Here is a 20,072-nt window from a genome sequence, read left to right as displayed (position 1 = left end):
TCCTGCTACATAAATGACTTGTTACATTAAAGGAGGTATACCCATGGGGAACCTTGTTTGCGGCGGTGCAATGCTGCAATGTTCTTTCGGCGCTGCGCCCAGTTCGTTAATGGTGCTGCCAGCGAATATGGTCATGACCGCGATGCCCATCGCAAACATTATGGATAATAAGCCGATGGTGAACATTTTGCCGTTCGGCATGTGTAATTCCATGGCCAATCCCACGGTTGCCGCAGCAACGGCGGCGGCGTTCGGCGTGCTGACGCCCATGCCCTGCATACCGGTTACAGCAGCTCCTTGGGTTCCTGGATCGCCGACGGTACTCGTCGCTAACATGCCGGCTCTGAACAACTCCTCCAAATGCATGTGCAATTGGGGCGGCGTCATTCAAATTCAGCAGCCTGGACAAATGACCATTCAGGTGCCTTAACTCATTTTTATAAAAAATCGAGCATCCTTTTAGGAGTGAAATCATTTGGAGATTCAACCGGTCAAAACCATTGAAAAAGTGCTAAGGCCCGTCGTAGCACCTTTCATCGGACATGTCATGAAAGCCTTTCAAACCATTGGAAGGCTGCCCAAACTAGCGATCATTAAGTTTCAACAGATTCTTAGAGTCATGCTGCAAACGCGTGAGACCTCGTTAAAAAACTATCTTTTGATCGGCTCCTACTACGTCTCCAAAAGGCTGCTGCTTTTCATCACCTTGTTGATTCTCGTCCTGATCTTTTTTATCTTCATACGCCCTCCTGCGATCGTGAATAAATGGTTAAACCGAGTTCCTGTTTTGCAGGAGAACACCACGAAGCTGACCAGCTTCTCGGGGAATGGCAAAGTTGTGGGTGCCGAGAAAGCGGCGCGTTATGAAGGCGGTCTAGTTGACGGGCTGTACGCGGGGAAAGGCAAGCTTTATCACAAGAACGGCGTTCTCGCTTATGAGGGTGATTTTGAGAAGGGGCAGAAATCAGGCGCCGGTTCGCTCTATGACGAGCAAGGCACTTTGCTGTATAAAGGCGCTTTTGCCGGAGATGCCTACAACGGGGCAGGTACCTTATATACGCCCACCCAGAAAGTCCTGTATATCGGCGAATTTCAAAATGGCAAATACGGCGGGGCCGGAAAATTGTTTGCCCCAAGCGGCGATCTGCTTTACGAGGGTGCGTTTAACGGCGGCCTTTACAATGGGGCGGGCAAACTGTTCTCTTCGGGCGGCATCGCCCAGTATGAAGGGGAATTTGCAGCGGGCCAGTATAGCGGAGCTGGCAAGCTGTTCGATACCAAAGGCCTTCTCGTTTATGAAGGCGGCTTTAAGAACGGCAGCTACTCCGGCGACGGAACCGAGTACTACCCTAGCGGCCTGATGAAGTTTAAAGGCCAATTCCTAGCGGGCACGTACGGCGGCGAGGGCACCGCCTTCGATGAAAAAGGCGTGCCCCGTTTCAAGGGCACGTATGTGAACGGCGCCCTGAATGGCGCCGGAGAAGCATACGACGAGTTGGGCAAACTCGTCTACAAGGGCGATTTCAAGGTCGGCGTCTATGACGGCCTTGGCACGGTGTTTGACGCAGACGGCGCGCCGCTGCTGCGGAGCTTTTTTGCAGGCGGCCAGGCCAGCCTGCAGGGCTTCCTCGGTTTGTCCAGCAAGAAAGTCGAAGACTTGCTGGGCAAACCGGCGGAAGTGACGCTGCAGGATGCCAGCGTCATGCTTGCGGGCCAGGAGGCGGCGGTTGACGCCTCCGCGGGGACTGCGGCAGCCGCCGCTGACACTGGCGCTAGCGCTGGTGAGGCTGCCATTGGGGCTTCCCCGCCAGCTGCCGCAGGCGCTGGCGCGGGCGATGCAGCAGCAGCAACGGCAGGCGTGAAGCTGCTGCTGAGCTATCCGGCCTACCAGCTGTCGTTGCTGGTAGAGCCAGCGAAGGGCAACCCGAAGGAGGCGGTTGTTACTTCGCTTAGCATTTGGGGCTCGAAGCCTTTGGCGCTGCTGCAGCCAGCCATCGAGACCGTCAAAAAGCGCGGCGAGCCCAACGATGCCGGCTACGTCGTAATGGAAACCGAAGTAGGTGCCGGGAATGGCACCTACACGAACAGCTATTACAAGGGGGATTACCTCTTCACCTTGACGCATTTTGATAAAACCAAAGAAGCCCACCTTCTGCAGGTGAGCTCAACAAAATAAAAACAGCCGGGAGATGCTCTGTTGGGCTCTCCCGGTTGTTTTTTTGTAGGCTCCACTGTGACTGATATCCCTGAGTAACGCAAATTCTGAGCTATCTACAATAGAGTAATCTAATCCTCACTACCCTAGCTACTTCAACTCATCTCCTCTTCACCAACACTTATCACTCTTACACATAATCTTCCGTCCGCATCAGCATCATACTGACTCCATACCGCACGCAGCCTTCGACCTCTCCGACCAATATCCCTGAGTAACTCAAATTCTGAGCTATCTACAATAAAGTAATCTAAACCTCACTACCCTAGCTACTTCAACTCATCTCCTCTTCACCAACACTTATCACTCTTATACATAATCTTCCGTCCGCATCAGCATCATACTGACTCCATACCGCACACAGCCATCGTCCACTCCGACCAATATCCCTGAATAACACAAATTCTGAGCTATCTACAATAAAGGAAATTAAGCCTCACTCCCCTAACTACTCCAACTCCTCTCATCTTCAGAAACACCTATCACTCTTACTCTCACTCACCGCCCAGACTATAAACTATAACGGACACCACAGCCCTTATATTGGCTATTCCGGCCAATATCAAGAGGCTATCGGACCTAAGAGCCTTTATTCGCGTAAATATTAACCGATTTAGGCCATCTCACGCTCGTTAACGTCTCTCATGTCCGTTAAATTTCATATTGAGCTTAAATCGCTTAAATAGAAGCATCTCAGACCGTTAGACTCAGACTTATCCTTCGGAAGAGTCCAGTTCTCGCGACTGGATACAACGTCAGCAACGTCCTTACTGCATAAAGATCAGCAATTCCGCAAAGAAATAGCCATAAACACAAAAAACCTGCATTTCATACATCAAATAGCACCCCACAGCCCAAAATGGCGTGGAATCGCGATATTTGATGTATGTTTTGCAGGTTATTATTTAAGGTAATGCCAGCTTGCCCATTACAGTCAGGCGTTCCGCGCCTGTCGCTGATGGCAAATTGTTCGGCACGCCATGGATGCAATCGTTGCCTAGCAGGGCGAACAGGATGGCTTCTTTGGCATCGCCGGAGATGCCTAGCTCGTCGGAGGTGAGGATCGCTTGTTCAGGGAGCAGCTCCTGCATCATGTTAAGCAGCGTACGATTGCGTGCTCCGCCGCCGCTTACGATGACTTCCGCTATGGCACAGTGTGGGAGTACAAAATCTTTATAAGCACGAGCAATGGAATGCGCGGTGAACGCCGTCGCTGTAGCGACGATATCTTCGTGAGCGAGTCCGCGAGCCAATGCGCCTTTGAGCCATGCTGCCGTGTAGGCTTTGCCGAACAGCTCGCGCCCTGTGGTCTTCGGAGGAAGCTGCGCAAAGTAAGGATGAGCCAGCATCTCCTCCAGCAGCTCGGTGTGGACTTGGCCGCGAGCCGCCCATGCGCCATCCGCGTCATAGGTTAGCCGGCCTTCGGACAACTCGTAGACGACTTGATCCATGATCATGTTGCCCGGACCCGTATCGAAAGCAATAAGCTCGCTGGCATCGGACATCATCGCATCCGGTCCCTGGGCCGGGATTGCGGTGCAGTTGCCGATGCCGCCGATATTTTGCAGGATGCGCCCTTTGGTCGCATCTCGGAACATAATGAAATCCCCGTATGGTGCGAGGGGAGCACCTTGCCCCCCTACCGCCATATCGGCGGTGCGGAAGTCGCCGACAACTACACGGCCGGTTCGCTTGGCGATGACGGATAAATCACCGATTTGCAGCGTTGATTTCGGTAGATAAGGATCGGTTTCATCCGCTACTGGGATGTGCCATACGGTTTGTCCATGGGTGGAAATGAGATCGATTTCCTCCATTTTGATTCCCGCGGCCTTAGCCGTCTGCACCACCGCGTCAGCAAACCGCTCGGCAATGGCAAAGTTCATGCCGCACAAAAGGGCAACATTCGAGTGATCGATGGAGCAGAGCTGCTTCAGCTTTTCGCGTACTTCCTCCTCGTAGGAGAAGCTTTCGAAGTGAAGCAGTTTGACTTTGGCATCAATCCCGCTGCCATCGATGCGAACGATCGCAACGTCGATACCGTCCAAAGAGGTGCCAGACATGATGCCTGCTACGGTGAGCGAGGTTTGGTTGAGAAGGGTACGGAGCATCACAGTCCGCCCTCCCATTTCCAACCCGCAGGATATCCAGCGCCTAGAGTGACTGGCAGTCGCCCTTTCATCTCCAGCTCACCCAGCAAAGCTTTGGCTGTGCTTTGCAGTGCTAGCGGGCGGCTTTCGTAAGCCGCGATGAAGGTTGAAACCTCCGGCAGCTCAAGCAAATCGTACGGCACGCGCAGCGCAACGACGATTACTGGCTTGCCGAGTGCTTGCAGGGCGCGCACCAGCTCGACCTGCGCCGGATGGAATCGGGCGTTGTACGTCCCGATGACGATCTGCTCCGCTTCTTCAGCTGCTGCCAGCACCGAGCCCGTCAACCCGCTGACCTCTGCCAACGGCAGCACGCGGTCGAGCACGTCAAGGCCGCGCTCAGCAAGCGCTGCGCCTAGACTTGCCGGTCCAGCGTACGCTTCGTCGACGCCGGACGAAACCGCTGCGGCCACGGTGACCGCTAGCGTTCTTACACGCTTCAGCGGCAGCAGCCCCTGCTCGTCTTTGACGAGCGTGATGCTCGCTTCGCTGAGACGTTGGGCGACCGCGCAATGCTCCGCGGTCCCTACTTCAGCCGCCGAGCCTGTCTGCGGCGCAAACAACCCCCGGCGCTCCTTGAGCGTGAGCAGCCTTTGCACGGATGCGTCGATGCGCGCTTCGCTCAGACGCCCCTCTTTAACAGCCTGCTCGATCGCGTCAATAGCGCCGATCTGGCGGTCAAGCCTATGGCTGATAAGCACAAGATCAGCCCCGGCTTCGATCGCCATAACACTTGCGGCAACTGTACCATAATGTTCTGCAATGGCATTCATCTCCATGCAGTCCGTCATCACGACGCCCTCGTAGCCCAGCTCCTCGCGCAGCAGTCCGGTTAACACGGACTTGGAAAGCGTCGCAGGCAGCTTCTCGGACTCAAATGCCGGGAAATAAATGTGCGATGACATTATCGCATCGACACCGCCCTTGATCGCTTGGATGAATGGCACAAGCTCCAAGGAACGAATCCGTTCTTGCTTATGCTTGATCGTAGGCAAATCCAAATGGGAGTCAACGCTTGTATCGCCATGTCCCGGGAAATGTTTCGCTGTCGCGACAACGTTAGCATCCTGGAAGCCTTGAACCGAACGCTGTCCGAATTCAGCGACAAGCTCGGCAGACTCGCCGAATGATCGAACGCCAATAACCGGGTTATCCGGATTATTATTCACATCGAGCACAGGAGCAAAATTCAAGTTAATTCCAAGCGCTCTAAGCTCTTTCCCCGAAATGAACGCAGCTTCGTATGCGGCGTCGCCTGCAACTTTTGTTCCCTCTTTCGGCCCAATCGCCCCCGCCGCAAGCGCCATCTGCCCAGGCATCAAAGCAACGCCTTCCGTAATACGGGCAACCATCCCGCCCTCTTGGTCGATCGAAACCCAAAGCGGTAACGTGTCCGACTGCTCGGCGATTTGCTGCAGCTGCTCAGATAGATCTGCTACCTGTCCAGTTTGCTCTACGTTACGCGCAAAATAAATAACACCGCCAATATGGTGTTCAGCAATCAGCGCTTTGAGCTGCTCCGTTGCTTCCGTGCCTTCAAACCCGCAAAGAAGCATCTGCCCAATTTTCTCTCTTAGCGTCATGTCCTGAATCTTTTTCATTCTCAATCCCTCTCCCTCGCTGAAAAAACTTCTATCCGCAAAATGAACTCTTTATGTCTTCCTCTGTCTCGATCTATCCCGTTCTTTCTCGTTCTATCTCACTCTATCTCGTTCCATCTCAATAAATTCCCCTCAATCGCAGCCTATCTCTTCCACCTATCTCTTCAAACGATTCAGCGCCATCAAAACAGCACCGCTCGCGGCATCCTTTTTAGCCGTAATACAAGTCAAATCCGGATATTTCTCACTCAGTTTTTGAACAAACGCGTTCCGCACATGACTATTGTTCAGCAATACACTTCCAGCCATCGCAAGGCTTCCGTGCTGCATGGACAGTTTTTCCACGACAGGAACGACCGTCTCGAATAGCGATGCAGCGTTTTTTGCTGCAATAGCCAGCGCCGTTTCGTCCCCTTGTTCGCAAGCCATAGACAGGATAGGCGCCAAGGCTGCGATGTCCTTCTTGTTCGTCTCTTTGTTATAAACGAATCCAACGATCTGCTGAACACTCGTCAGTTGAAGCTGTTCGTAGACCATACCAGTAATGACGGTCTCTCCGATCCTTCCATCATTAGCCCGAACGAGCGCTGACAACAGGTCGCGGCCGATGCTGTAACCACTGCCCTCATCATCGATGAGGTGTCCCAGGCCGCCGGCACGGTGAATCGTTCCGTCCTCTTTTTTGCCATAACAAATAGACCCTGTTCCCGCAATTAAAATGATGCCGTATTCCCGATCATGCGCGCCGCAAAGCGCCGTTTCCTGGTCCCCTGTGATATATAGGTTCCCTTGATAACCGCATTCTCTAACATTCGCCTCCAAGCGGGACGTAACCGTAGGATTGCTAACCCCCGCTGCGCCAATCACGATTTGCTCACAGTGCTCCAGTCCCCCGCAGGCAACGTTAATGCCTTGAAAAATGTCGTGAAAGCTCCGTTTGATGCTCTCCGCATCTTGCCCATTATAGTTAATCGCTCCAGATGCAAAGCTATGCACCACTTGGCCGCTCTCGTCAGCTATTTTTACCGCTGTTTTGGTACCTCCGCCATCTAGCCCCGCTACATATCTTGTCATTGGGTTACTTATCACTTCTTCCGTTTATTCTATTTGTACAAATGATACTGCTGTTTCATCTGCGCAAAGGTCTGGCTCTCTTCACGAAATTGCTGAAGCAGGTCTGGAACGTTCACATGCTCTTGTCGATACACATTGTCTCCGCATAACAAATCCATGAAAGGTCTGGAGCCTTCGCGGAAAGGAGGCAGGAAGGCAAACTCTTCATAATTGTTCTTGATTGTGTAGAGCAGGGTAATCCCCGTTTCAAGTGGCTGAACAGCGCGAGTATCCAACACATGGATTTGAACGCCGCTGCAGGACTCTCCCTGATGCTTCGAGAAGCTCGGTTTAAAAAAGACCGGCCGGAAAACAACGCCAGGCAGTTTCTTGGCATTCATTTCATCCGCCAGCTTCTGCCCATCGATGAACGGAGCCCCTATGGCTTCAAAAGGAACGGTTGTCCCCCGCCCTTCCGACAAGTTCGTGCCTTCAAAGATACATGTTCCGGGATACAGCAAAGCTGATCTAAATCGCGGAAGTCCCAGGGAAGGCATGATCCACTCTTGGCCCGTCTCCGGGAAAAGCATGTTTCGCTCCCAACCTTCACAGCGGACCACATGCAGCTCACACTGCCAGTTCATCTGATCATTTGCCATCATGGCGAGTTCTCCGACCGTCAACCCGTAACGGACTGCAAGCGGATAATTGCCTACAAAAGATTGATATTCCTGTTTTAAAATATTGCCTTCCACCGTCACCCCGTCCAAAGGATTAATCCGGTCTAGAATGACAAAAGGCTTCCCTGCTTTCGCACAATCTTCCAAAGCATATAACATTGTATAAATAAATGTATAATAGCGGGTACCTACATCCTGAATATCATAGACGACCATATCGACTTCATCCAGCATCTCTTGGCTCAACCGTTTGGAATCTTTGCGATACAAGCTGTGTACCGGCACCTGTGTAATCGGGTCTAAGTACGTTTCCACCAGCGCGCCAGCGGCTTGATCTCCCCGCACCCCATGCTCCGGAGAGAATAAAGCCGCGAGGTTGAAATTTTCATGCAAAATTTGAATCGTAGAAACAAAATCCTTGTTCAATCCCGTTGGCGCCGTAATCAGCCCCAGCCGTTTCCCTTTGAATAGATGAGCATACTGCCCGATACAATCAATCCCATTAAGAATCATAGCTTTCCCCTCGCTCGCTTCTTTTTATTGAACAAAACCTCTACCCAAGCCATATTCGTGATAAGCGGCTGCGTGTAGAGGTCGGATGATTTTCTATAATTCAGTTTTGAGCACACGCATATTTTCTTCTGGAATCATGAACGTTTGTGCATATTCTTTTCTGGCCTCAAGCCCGCGGACTCTCATCAAATGCTTGTAGTATTCCAAGTACTTGAACGACTTGCTGCCGGTTACGAACCAGTGCGTGGAAACGGCTTTGACCCATAGATCGAAGGCGTCCTGATCGTAATCGACATAAACGTACGGACGGTAGTCGACCGCGTCTTCCCAGTTCTCGGCATAATACAATCTCTGTGCAAAATGGGCTGGAAGTTCCCGTTCAAATGTCGGCAAGGCCGCAAAAAAACGGGCATCGTTCACGATGCGGTGCGTGGTCATGTGATCCTTGTGCATGCTGTTTTTCCAATGCGTGATGATCACGTTCGGCCGAACTTGACGAATGACATCAGCTACACGGAAGCGCATCTCCTGGTTATCCTGCAGCTCGCCGTCAGGAATATCGTCGAAGACGAAAGCTTCCCCGCCCAGCATTTCGGCAAATGTTTTCGCCTCTTTCACTTTCTGCACGCGATATTCCGCCATATCTTGTCCTGCGGGAACACCGCGTTCGCCTGCAGTCAGCGCCAGTGTTGCAATGCGATCACCTTTCAAGAAGTGGCTTGCCAATACGCCTCCAGCCGTTAATTCGGCATCCCCCACATGGCCGCCGATCGCTAATATCGTTAACTTTTGCTCGCTCATTTACACAAACTCCCTTCTCATCACAGAAAATTGTTTGACGGTTGTAAAACCTGCCTTCTCATAAATGCGAATGGCCGGATTCGTACTGCCTGTGTAGAGCGACATGTAGTCCGTACCAATTGAACGGAAAGCTTCGCACAGTTTAAAGAAAAGCAGGCTGCCCAGCCCATGGCCCTCATGCTCAGGAAGCACGCCGATGCCCGCAAAATAGCCGCGTCCGTTGTCTTGACGAATGACCGGGCCTGCAAATCCGATGACCTTGCCTTTATATGCAGCAATGACCACTGGCACACCTTCTGCCGTGCATTGCCCGATTTCCCTTTGCCACAAAAGATTGTTAAAGCCATTAAGCATTTCCTTAACGCCGTTATGCTTTTCCGTATCGAACAATTCCACCGTGTATCCTTCAGCTGACGCCTTAAGCTCCTTGGTTCTTACATCCTCCGGTATGATGAAACCGTCCAGCTTCAAATACATCGCGCATTCTTTCGCACGTTCCACATACCCTGCTTCCAGCAAAAACGCATACAATTTACTTTCGATCGGCACGCCGGGCGCATTGTTATGCTCATGCTTCGGAGTCCCAGGTATATACCATGGCAGTAACATTGGATTAAAAAATAAGACCTCGCCTTGCTTTTTTCCCAATTGCTGAAAACGATACTCCAAAACGTCTAACATGCCTTGATAGTTCTGATCTGTTTGGAACCGGTCGGCCAAAATGATGCAGGTGATGTATCCAGCCACTTCCCCAAGCGGCAGATCATCTCCTGTGCAGCCACAGGCGAAGCCTTTGACCTCATTTTGATCCAGTAACACAAAGGTATTATCACGATCAAAATAAGGATTGGCCGTGAAAATGCGCTCAAAGGTTTCTTCCGTCAGTTCCTTATAGCCATCCTTCACGGCTTGTTCATTCCACAAATCAATAACGGCTTGACGATATTGTTGATTCCAAGTCACAATCATGCTGAAGTGAACCCTCCCCCACGCTCGGCTTGTATTAGCCTTTTACCGCTCCAACCGTTACACCTTCTAAGAAGTACTTTTGCAAGCTGAAGAAAAGAATAAACATCGGTAGTGCTGAGATTGTAGCCCCTGCCATCATCGGCGCGATAAACGTCGTATTGGCGAAGCGGAAGTTTTTGAGTCCCAATTGAATCGTCTGCATATCCATCGTATTGGTGACCAGAAGCGGCCAGAAGAACGTGTTCCAGCTATCCATAAACGTTAGAATCGCCATAACGGCAAGGACGGTTTTGGACAAAGGCAGAATGATTCTCCAATAAATGGTGAACTGGCTGCACCCTTCGATTTTGGCACTCTCCATAATCTCGTTCGGGATGCTGCTCATAAACTGTTTAGCTAGAAAAATATTATAGACTGTAACGATACCCGGCATAATTAATGCGCTGTACGTGTTTTGTAAATTGAATACATTCACAACAAGAATATACAAAGGAACTTGTGTAACTTGGTAAGGAATCATCATGGAGACAAGCAATACCGCAAACAGCACGCCTCTCCCTTTAAAACGAAGTTTGGAGAACGCATACCCAGCCATACTGGCGAAAATCACGTTGGATACCATGACTGTCGTAGCTACGATCAGGGAATTCAGAATCCACCGATACGAATACTCGCTATAATCAAAGAAATATTTGAAGGAAGCGAATGTGAACTTGCTTGGTAAAATGGAGTAGTTCACCGCTCCTGCCTCAACCGGATCTGCAAAGGATGAAATAACCATGAAATAGATTGGAAATATCGTCGCCAAAGCAAAAAGGAGAAGGGCGATAAAAATGATTGAATTGCGAATGGTTTTTACTCTAGGTTTGCCTGCATGACTGCTGTATAAAGCCATTATTTATCCATCCCCTCTCTTAATAGTCGACATCTTTTCCTGCAAATTTGAACTGAATAACGGAAATCCCTGCGATAATAACAGCTAGAATCAGCGATTGTGCCGCGGCTTTACCGAATTCAAAATAAGTAAAGGCATTGTTGAAAATCAGTAGGCCAACCATCGTCGTCGCATTGTTCGGGCCACCGCCGGTCATCAGGTAAGCGTTCTGGAACACTTGGAAAGAACCGATAACACCCGTTACCAGTAGGAATAACGTAGCTGGTTTCAAAGCAGGAACAACGATGTACCACAGCTTCTGGAAGAAGTTCGCGCCATCCATTTCCGCTGCTTCATAGAACGTATCATCAATGCCAAGAAGTCCAGCCAGGTAGATGATAATGCTTGTGCCGTGACTGGATAGCCAAGACATCAGGACCAAAGAAAACATGGCTGTTTTACTTGAACCCAACCAGTTCTGATTGCTGAATCCGAAGAAATGAATCAGTTGATTGAGAATCCCGCCCTCAAGCGGATCGAAGATCCAAAGCCATACGACAGATAAAGCAACACCGGATGCTACGACTGGCAAGTAATAAATACCTTTGAAGAATCCTTGCGTTTTCTTCCTCAGCGGAAGAATCAAGATCGCGATTACCATGGATAAGATCAAGTTAACCGGCACGGTCAGAATCGTATAGACGACCGTATTGCGCATGGCTTGCCAGAACAAAGGATCTTTTAATGAAGAAGCATAATTGGCGAATCCAACATAAGTGGAACCAAGAGGTTTGTATTCCTGGAGACTGATAATAAAAGCACTTACAACCGGATATGCGGTGAACATCGCAAAAACAACCAAAGCGACGGCAATAAATGCATATCCCCAGACACCTTCTCCTTTGATTCCTCTTCTTTTTATCGGTTTAGCGATATTCGTTGCCATTTCCTCTAACCCCCAAACCCCGTTTCAGAAAACCCGGATTAAAATAGTTCGGATAGTCGTGTGAGTTGCTTTCACGACTATCCGAAATGTACGGTTTTTAATTAGTCTTTTACAACGCCGTCTGCACCAAATGCAGCAATTGCAGCAGTTTTCACAGCTTCGTACATCGCTTCAGGTGTAACTTCGCCTGCGATTAGACCTTGGAACTTAGGAACGATAACTTCCGTTTCCAATTTAATCGCTTTAGCGCCTAGTTCACTTGGGATATCGGAACGAGCTGGCGTTGCATTTTTAAGCATATATTCAACAGCAGCCACGTTCTCAGGGCTTCTCTCAATTTTCATGCTTTCAGCCGCTTTTTTAGCGCTTTGCGTGATGTGTGCGGAGAACAAATCATTATTTGTTGTCGCCGCATTTTTGCCGCTAGCTAGGAAGTAAGCCGCTTTTACAACGTTTGCTTTGTGCTCGGCAGTTGGTTCCTTTTTACCGCGGAACGTCATGTAACCGTCAACGACAGCAGCAGCGGATTGTTTAGCACCTTGGAAAGTCGGAGCCGGCAATACGACATAATCAACAGGGATGGAATCTTTTACTGCACTTGCATCATTTGCTTTCAGTTTTGCGTTGTTTGCTTTTGCAGAGTTCTCAAACACGGCAAGACCTTTACCTGTGATCATCGTTTGACCTGTCAAGAACATATTCCAACGTTTACCAGCGTCTACGGAGCTAAGCTCTTTCGGCATGGATCCGTCATCAATCAGCTGACGAAGGTCTTTCAGTAGGCCCAAGTAATTTTTGCTAGTGTATGCATATTTCAAATCTTTATCAAATGCGTTCGGCATACCGGCATTTTTCGCCATAATACCCAAGTAGTCAACTGCAGCAACGCCTTTCACCGCAAACACAAAACCGTAACGCGTTTTGCCGTTTTCAGTAACTACGCCTTTTTTGATCGCTTGACGGAATTCGTCATACGTCCAGCCGTTTGTCTGTACTTTTTTCCAATCGATTCCTGCTTTTTCTAGGAACTCTTTATTTCCACCCAATGCGTGTACTTCCATGTACGCCGGGAAGCCGTAAAGACCTTTGCCATTTTTCATGTAATCAAGTGGAGCTTTGTCATAATCATTAATCATTTCAGGAGTTGCTGTATCCGTGATGTCCATGAGCAAACCTTGCTGCACGTATTTCGGGATACCGTCAGAGCCTCCGAATGCAATATCCGGCGGGCTGCCCGCATTCACTTGTGTATCCAATTTCTGCTTCATATCTTCCCAGCTAGCCGGTTCGATTTTCAACGTCAGATTAGGATATAACGCATTAAAATCTTTGGACATTTGTTCGAAAGTTTTTTGGTAGTTCGGTGAAACCGGCGGCAAAAGTGCCGTAATGGTATCTTTCGCTGTTGAAGCACCAGCACTTGCAGCTGGAGCTGATGCAGCCGGTGAACTTGATTCTTTCGTGCCTGAAGCGCCACCACAAGCGGTTAAAGCCATTGTTAAAGCTACAACGGATGCTAATACGGGCATTTTTCTTTTCATGAAAAACAGACCTCCTAATAATTTCAGTTATTTACACAACTTGAACAAAGGTACGTATGGCTCTTTTCAAACTTCCTTCACTTTGCTGCAGGGCTTGTTCAGCGTCCGCGGCATTCATGCCTGTTTTGATCATCATGATGGCTAGTTTACAATTCATGGAAGCAGCTTCCAAATGGGCGATCGCAGTCGCATCGTCAACGCCTGATGCCGCCCGAATAATCCGTACGGAACGATCACGCAATTTGATATTACTTGCTTTCATGTCAACCATTAGGTTGTTATAAGTCTTCCCTAATTTGACCATCGTACAAGTCGTAAGCATATTTAGAACCAGCTTCTGTGCTGTCCCCGCTTTCAAACGGGTGGATCCCATAATGACTTCCGGCCCAACGACAGGCGCGATGCATACGTCGCAGACAGGCGCTAATTTCGAGTTTTTGTTATTTACAACGCCGATTGTCGCAGCCCCAATTTCCTTCGCTTTTCTCAAAGCAGCAATGACGAATTGTGCGCTTCCACTAGCTGTAATCCCAATAACCACATCTTTGTCAGTCACTCCGCAACGCTCAATAAGTGCGACCCCTTCTTCTGCGTTATCCTCAAATCCTTCAACCGCAAATCTTAGGGCCACGTCGCCTCCAGCAATATGACCTTGCACCAGCATGGCATCTACACCAAAAGTAGGAGGACATTCAGAAGCGTCGAGCACACCGAGTCTGCCAGAAGATCCGGCCCCTACGTAGAACATTCTGCCACCATTTTTCAGTGCATGATGCAAAATGTCAACCGCTTTCATAATCTGCGGAATCTCCGCTCCTACGGCTGCGGGAACTGTCGCATCCTGCTCATTCATCAAATGCAGCATTTGTTCTGTTGTACATTCGTCGATCATCAGTGTTTTCTCATTAATCTCTTCCGTAGTCAACCCCGACAGATACTCATCCATTGTCTCATCCTCCTATCCTGTTTCTTTAAGTTTCTAATTTCATACTAGCGAAAAATTTCACCATGGTCAATACTTTTTGAAATTTTATTTTATTTTACAAAAAAAATTTGAATTTTTATTTTGGAATACGACAAAAAAAAGACAACGACTTTATGATGCTTAGCCGTTGTCTTTCTTATTCATTTGCGGTGTTTGATGCTAGCGATGATATCATGTGTTTTGGACAAATATTTCTTCACTTTTTTGTACTCTGCGCTGGCGACTCCAGCAAAAAGAATATCAATAACCGTTAGCATAGCAATACGCGAACCCATTGCCCCACTGCGGATTGTAACCTCAGGTGTCGAAATGCTGAGCACGATGTCCGCCTTTTCCGCTAACTCGCTTTTGTTATATTTCGTAATAGCGATGACCGTAGCGCCATTCTTTTTGACAATGTCCAGCGATTCAATAATTTCAATCGTGCTGCCGGAGTTGGAAATAAAGATGGCTACATCTGATTTATCAAGAAGTGTGGCATTGGTGAGTTGGCTGTGTCCGTCTGTGTAGCTATGGCACATCTTGTTAATCCGCGAAAACTTCTGCTCCGCGTCAATGCACACCAATCCGGATGCGCCAATCCCGAAGAAAACAATCCGGCTGCTCTCACGCAGCACCTTCACCGCGCGGGCGATTTCATTTTTATCAATCACACTTAAGGTATCTTCAATTGATTTGCTATTGTTGCGGGAAATGTTAGAGATAATAATCGAAAGATCGTCCCCAGGCTGAATATCGGTATACTGATCCTTCTGCTCGTCATCCATAGAGCCAATTGAAGCAGAGATGCTGACGATAAAATTACGGTAACCTTTGTAACCCATCGTTTTGCAGAACCGCAGCACCGATGCGTCGCTCGTTTTCGTCAACTGTGCGAGACTCTTAATCGATAAGTGAGGAATCTCTTCCAAGTTCTCTAAGACATACTCGGCCACCAGTTTCTCTACAGGCGTAAGACTTTCTTTCATATCCCGAATTTTGATCAAAATGTTATCGTTAATTGCCATCGCTCTTCCCTACTCGCCATATATTATCTGAGCTAAAATTACTAATATCATACGAATATTTTTTTGAAAATACAAGATGATCTTCTCCTATCCTAACGGATTCCCAGTCGCCAATCAAGAAATTTTATTTCAGCGAATATTTACCATTGTAAAATTAAATTCCAGAGCAAATAATTGCTCCAAACTCAAAGTACGGCCCTGTAGATATAGGATTCGATGCACTAAAGCTTCATTATTCCGAGAAAACCGCAACCTGGGAATTGATTGCAGCCATAAAAAAAGCTATCTATCATACAAGTCCATTAAGACTTGTATGATAGATAGCCCGTAATACTTTGCTGACTCAAACGTGAGCGGAGATGTGATAAACTGTGATCCGTTATATAAGCTAACTCACTAGTTTTATTATAAAATGTTGACGTTAAAATAACTTTTACACATTTAACTCCGGGTAATTTGATTTATTTTCCAGTTTTCGAATAACGTGAAATTAAAAGGGTACGTATAGCAAATTATTCTGATATTAAGTAGTTCTCCATCTATGCTTACAACATAAGTATAGCTATAGTCAAGTGTCTTTTCACTCGAAACGATAGCAATATTTAGTGGATGTTTTTTAGAAATAATTTCATTTATCGCCTTTTGATCGGATTTATAATTTAGTTGTTCCGCTGATGTAATATTATTCAGTCCACTAATTAATTTTTGATCTCTATTTTTTTGAGAATGACCATAAAAAACAATAAACATACTTGTCACAACTAGTAACGTGATCACCCAAAATATTCGCACGAATTCACTCCTCCTAGTTAATTAAAAACAAGGAACGGAAGCTAGTAATAACTTCCGTTCCTATTGATATAATACAAAATATTACCAGGTTCCAGAGATTGAAACAACATTAAATCCAGATGCCGCCAAAAATAAGTATGGTCCATAAATGGTGCTTGCCATTGGAGATTTACCATCAATAGCAACATTAGCTCCATAGTAGTATGACATCCATGGAATTTTTGAGCAGTATACTTCATTTTGATTGCCCAGTGTATTAATTAAGCCATAAGGAGTTGTTGGATGTGTGTAAACATAGTTCGCAGCCCAATCACCCGCAAGCGCGGCTGAAAGTGATGAATAATAGCGAACCACTTTGGTGTTAGGATTATTACTATACCAAACACCAATCGATTGAATTGCCGGATGATAACCATATCCTGCAATTGAAGCGACATCTCCACTATCGTTTATTACGATTCCAGCATGTCCTGTGAGGCCTGAGCTTGACGTATTATTGGTAACTAGAATATCACCTTTCATTATTGTAACAGTAGTTCCTGGATATGATCTTATTGTACGAGCTTTAATATCATCTTGGGTTGAGTTTGCAGAACTGATACCTGAAAATAATGTAAGAATTGTGAAGATCGCTAAAAGGAAGCTAGTGATACGCTTGGTCATAAAATTTCTCCCTCAAATAATTTATTTATTGAAGGCGGCCACCATACAATACAATAAAAGTTTCTTATATGATTTTCTTCTATTAAAACCATATAATAACAATATATATTCCCATATATTACTAGTCAATCTTTTTTTTACAATTCATCCCTTTTAATTAGATTTAGATTGAACAAAATTATTTCATAGATATAAAAAAAAAGCATCGTCCGTTCTAACACGAACAAATGCTTTATTCCACTGTACTTATGCAACTGAAATGCTTCTGGGGTTGCCCCTATTAACTTTGTAGTTTGTACAATTAAAAAGAAGAGCACTCTTATCTGAGGTACATCCCCTTAGATGGTTATGCACCCAAACCAAACTTACCCCGCCTCCGCAGCAGCAGCATTAGCAGTAGCGGCGTTCGTCCTAGCCACCCGCATCGACGCCAACGCGTAGACGATAAGCGCCGCCCAGATCAGGGAGAAGCTGATAAACAGCACCGGCGAAAACTTCTCCTTAAATACGAAAATGCTGAGCAGCAGCGTAATCGAAGGTCCGATGTATTGGATGAAGCCCAGCATCGATAACGGAAGCCGCGCGGCTGCTTTGGCAAACCACAGCAAAGGCAAAGCCGTTACCGCGCCTGACAATAAAAGCAGCACAAACGAAACAGTAGGAAGCGACCAAGCCGCTTCATGATGAGTGAAATGCAAGTAAACGATATATGCGACAGCGATAGGAAAAACGAACGCGGTTTCCCCAGCCAGTCCAACCGATGCTTCGTAGGACACCTTCTTTTTCACCAGGCTATAAACGCCAAATGATGCCGCCAGCGACAAAGATACCCACGGGAATCTGCCGTAGTCGATCGTAGCTACCAAAACGCCGGCTCCCGCCAAAACGACAGCAATCCACTGGCTAAAGTTCGGCTTTTCCCGCAGAAACAGGACGGCGAGCATGACATTAAACAACGGGGTAATGTAATATCCGATACTCGTCTCAATGACATGGCCATTGTTAACAGCCCAGATGAAGATCAGCCAGTTGGACGAAATCAGGATCGAGCTTGCCGCGACCACGAGCAAAGTCTTGCGGTTGGTAAACATGTTTCGGAGCTGCGTCATCTTGCCTCGGCCTACGAATAGAAGCAGACCCATAAAAACAAATGACCAAATGACACGGTGTGCCAAGATTTCCCCTGCCAGCAGCGACTCAAACGATCTCCAATAAACAGGCAGCAAGCCCCATGCGATATAAGCTATAATGGCGTACCAGAGCCCTTTTTTCATAGTCAAACCTTCTTTCAATATCTAATTACAGACCCCTGTGAATCTAGTCGTATCATCCGCGGGTCAATTTTGCATTGTCCTATTGTAACATAGAGTGTCACATCTGTCCGTACCTAGTTAAGTCCACTTTTTCACAAAAAAATAAACCCCCGATAGACGAGAGTTTCAAAAGTGGACACCCTATGATTTTATTACCCTTTAACAGAACCCGCAGCAATACCTTCTACGATGCGATTGCTGAGCAGCAGGAAAGCCAGCAGAATCGGCAAAATACTGATCATCAACGTAGCGCCGATAGCTCCCCAGTCCGTCGTATATTGACCGATGAAATTTTGCACCCCGACGGTTAGCGTTTTATATTTCTCGGAACTAATGAAGGTATTGACGAAAATAAACTCGTTCCAATTGTAGATCATATTAATAATAACAGCCGTGGAAAGCACCGATACGGTCATCGGCAGCGTGATGCTGAAGAACATGCGGTTCACCGAGCAGCCATCCATGACAGCCGCTTCTTCCACCTCACGAGGCAGTGTGTAGTAGAATCCGAGCATGATCATAATCGTAATCGGCAGATTGAACGAGATGTACGACAGGATGATGGATAGCGGGTGATTGGTTAGATGTGTTTTTGTGAAAAAACTGAACAGCGGGATCAACGTCGAGTGTACCGGGATCATCAATCCAACCATGAACAGGCCAAGCACGAAGGATTGCAGCTTCCACTTCATCCGCGTTAATGCGAAGGTGACCAGGCTGGCCAACAACACCGTAACCGCTACAGAAACCACAGTCATCCAGACACTGTTGAAAAAGTAATTATTGATATGGCCCTGCGTCCACACCTTCTCATAATTTTCCCAGCGCAGCCGTTCCGGAAAGGCCATTGGCGCCAGATTAAAGATTTCTTCGTTATTTTTTAACGAAAACAGCATAAGCCATAACAAAGGAACGACCTGAATCACAGCAACGATCGTCAAAATAGCATACAGCACGCCATATCCAATCCGTCCCGGCAGCTTGCTCCGCATGATTTGAGGCTGCGCTTGACGCTCAATCATTTCGATATTCATCTTAATCAAGCTCCTTTCGTTACGAATACTGGATGTTATCTTTGGATGCCGTTGCTTTGCGAATCAGCCATGTCACAACGAGACAGATGATCAACAGGAAAAAGCCAATCGCGCTGGCGTAGCCGAAATCGTAGCCTTTGAACGCCTTACGGTACATGTAGGAGGCCATAACTTCACTGGCACCATTCGGCCCCCCGCCTGTCATCACATAGATTAGGTCAAAATATTTCAGCGACCCTACAACTGCAAGGACTACAGTCACTTTCATGACTTCGGCGATCAGAGGAATACGAATGGATAAGGCAATTCGCCATGGGCTAGCGCCGTCGATACGCGCTGATTCAATCAGCGAACTGGGCACATTTTTCAAAGCGGCATAATAAATCAGAATGTAGAATCCCGCGTACTGCCACAGGATCGGAATAAAAATCGCATAAAGAACAATCGATGGATTCGAGAGCCATTCAGGTGTATGCTGGACCCCCAGCGACGTCAGGATATGATTAAGCATTCCGTTCGTCGGGTGGAAAATTTTCAGCCATAGTTGGGCAATTGCTACTGAGGACAGCAGCATCGGAATTAAATATACTTTGCGAAACAGATTGGCTCCACGAAGATTGGCTGATAGCACCAACGCTACCAACAAGTAGACGAGCAAGCTCAACGCTGAAAAAATAGCAAGTAGAAAAGAATGCTTCGCACTGCTCCAGAACAGCTCATCTCGAAGCAGCTCCATGTAATTTTGCAAGCCGATAAAGCTCATTTTACCGACGCCGTCCCACTTCATTAATCCGTAATAGCCCGTCATGACGATCGGCATGTAGATCAGGGCCACAACCAGAAGTAACGAGGGAATGACGTACAAAGCGATCATGGATTTATTGGACATGACTTTATCCATAACGGACACTTCCCTTCCTTACCGATAAAGGAAA

General features: G+C 47.6%; 18 protein-coding genes. 2 read left to right on the top strand and 16 right to left on the bottom strand.

The annotated features are described in order from the left end of the window. The first annotated feature begins 43 nt into the window (after positions 1-43). Positions 44-430, top strand: a complete 387-nt coding sequence (locus tag GON05_RS02480) for a DUF4280 domain-containing protein (protein WP_157317667.1) — start codon at positions 44-46, stop codon at positions 428-430. A gap of 78 nt (positions 431-508) precedes the next feature. Then, positions 509-2,176: an MORN repeat-containing protein gene (locus GON05_RS02475; protein ID WP_157317666.1), complete on the top strand. Its 1,668-nt coding sequence runs from the start codon at positions 509-511 to the stop codon at positions 2,174-2,176. A 944-nt stretch (positions 2,177-3,120) separates the two neighbouring features. Here the strand turns inward: GON05_RS02475 and GON05_RS02470 are convergent. From GON05_RS02470 to GON05_RS02395, 16 genes are all read right to left on the bottom strand, one after another. After that, positions 3,121-4,326, bottom strand: coding sequence for an anhydro-N-acetylmuramic acid kinase (locus GON05_RS02470; protein WP_157318040.1), 1,206 nt, complete (start codon positions 4,324-4,326; stop codon positions 3,121-3,123). Further along, a complete protein-coding gene (gene nagZ / locus GON05_RS02465; protein ID WP_157317665.1) occupies positions 4,326-5,966 on the bottom strand; it encodes a beta-N-acetylhexosaminidase in 1,641 nt (546 codons plus the stop codon). The genes GON05_RS02470 and nagZ overlap by 1 nt, the downstream gene beginning before the upstream one ends. 156 nt (positions 5,967-6,122) lie before the next feature. Then, positions 6,123-7,040: an N-acetylglucosamine kinase gene (locus tag GON05_RS02460; protein WP_157317664.1), complete on the bottom strand. Its 918-nt coding sequence runs from the start codon at positions 7,038-7,040 to the stop codon at positions 6,123-6,125. Between the two features lie 29 nt (positions 7,041-7,069). After that, positions 7,070-8,212, bottom strand: coding sequence for an exo-beta-N-acetylmuramidase NamZ family protein (locus GON05_RS02455; protein ID WP_157317663.1), 1,143 nt, complete (start codon positions 8,210-8,212; stop codon positions 7,070-7,072). Positions 8,213-8,305: 93 nt separating this feature from the next. Beyond that, positions 8,306-9,013 (bottom strand): PIG-L deacetylase family protein, encoded by a 708-nt coding sequence (locus GON05_RS02450; RefSeq protein ID WP_157317662.1) that lies wholly within the window; start codon positions 9,011-9,013, stop codon positions 8,306-8,308. Then, positions 9,014-9,982: a GNAT family N-acetyltransferase gene (locus GON05_RS02445; RefSeq protein WP_157317661.1), complete on the bottom strand. Its 969-nt coding sequence runs from the start codon at positions 9,980-9,982 to the stop codon at positions 9,014-9,016. Between the two features lie 34 nt (positions 9,983-10,016). Then, positions 10,017-10,877 carry a carbohydrate ABC transporter permease gene (locus GON05_RS02440; RefSeq protein ID WP_157317660.1) on the bottom strand — a complete coding sequence of 287 codons (861 nt, stop codon included), beginning with the start codon at positions 10,875-10,877 and terminating at the stop codon, positions 10,017-10,019. Between the two features lie 19 nt (positions 10,878-10,896). Further along, the gene (locus GON05_RS02435; protein WP_157317659.1) at positions 10,897-11,802 is read right to left on the bottom strand and encodes a carbohydrate ABC transporter permease; all 906 of its coding nucleotides are present in this window, start codon (positions 11,800-11,802) and stop codon (positions 10,897-10,899) included. 101 nt (positions 11,803-11,903) lie between these two features. Further along, the gene (locus tag GON05_RS02430; protein WP_157317658.1) at positions 11,904-13,343 is read right to left on the bottom strand and encodes an ABC transporter substrate-binding protein; all 1,440 of its coding nucleotides are present in this window, start codon (positions 13,341-13,343) and stop codon (positions 11,904-11,906) included. A gap of 31 nt (positions 13,344-13,374) precedes the next feature. After that, positions 13,375-14,289 carry an N-acetylmuramic acid 6-phosphate etherase gene (gene murQ, locus GON05_RS02425; RefSeq protein WP_127457870.1) on the bottom strand — a complete coding sequence of 305 codons (915 nt, stop codon included), beginning with the start codon at positions 14,287-14,289 and terminating at the stop codon, positions 13,375-13,377. A 179-nt stretch (positions 14,290-14,468) separates the two neighbouring features. Then, on the bottom strand, positions 14,469-15,335 hold the full coding sequence (locus GON05_RS02420; protein ID WP_127457871.1) for a MurR/RpiR family transcriptional regulator: 867 nt from the start codon (positions 15,333-15,335) through the stop codon (positions 14,469-14,471). Positions 15,336-15,776: 441 nt separating this feature from the next. Further along, positions 15,777-16,127: a hypothetical protein gene (locus GON05_RS02415; protein WP_157317657.1), complete on the bottom strand. Its 351-nt coding sequence runs from the start codon at positions 16,125-16,127 to the stop codon at positions 15,777-15,779. An 81-nt stretch (positions 16,128-16,208) separates the two neighbouring features. Further along, positions 16,209-16,790 (bottom strand): hypothetical protein, encoded by a 582-nt coding sequence (locus tag GON05_RS02410; protein WP_157317656.1) that lies wholly within the window; start codon positions 16,788-16,790, stop codon positions 16,209-16,211. Positions 16,791-17,155: 365 nt separating this feature from the next. Beyond that, positions 17,156-18,064 (bottom strand): EamA family transporter RarD, encoded by a 909-nt coding sequence (gene rarD, locus GON05_RS02405; protein ID WP_157317655.1) that lies wholly within the window; start codon positions 18,062-18,064, stop codon positions 17,156-17,158. Positions 18,065-18,255: 191 nt separating this feature from the next. Then, positions 18,256-19,125 carry a carbohydrate ABC transporter permease gene (locus tag GON05_RS02400; protein WP_246069314.1) on the bottom strand — a complete coding sequence of 290 codons (870 nt, stop codon included), beginning with the start codon at positions 19,123-19,125 and terminating at the stop codon, positions 18,256-18,258. 31 nt (positions 19,126-19,156) lie between these two features. Beyond that, positions 19,157-20,038, bottom strand: a complete 882-nt coding sequence (locus GON05_RS02395; RefSeq protein WP_127457874.1) for a carbohydrate ABC transporter permease — start codon at positions 20,036-20,038, stop codon at positions 19,157-19,159. Between the last annotated feature and the right edge of the window lie 34 nt (positions 20,039-20,072).

This window comes from Paenibacillus anseongensis, from assembly GCF_009757995.1.
Lineage (GTDB): Bacteria > Bacillota > Bacilli > Paenibacillales > NBRC-103111 > Paenibacillus_E > Paenibacillus_E chondroitinus.
Note: the sequence above shows the minus strand (reverse complement) of the source record. Positions and strands in the feature narration are given on the sequence as shown.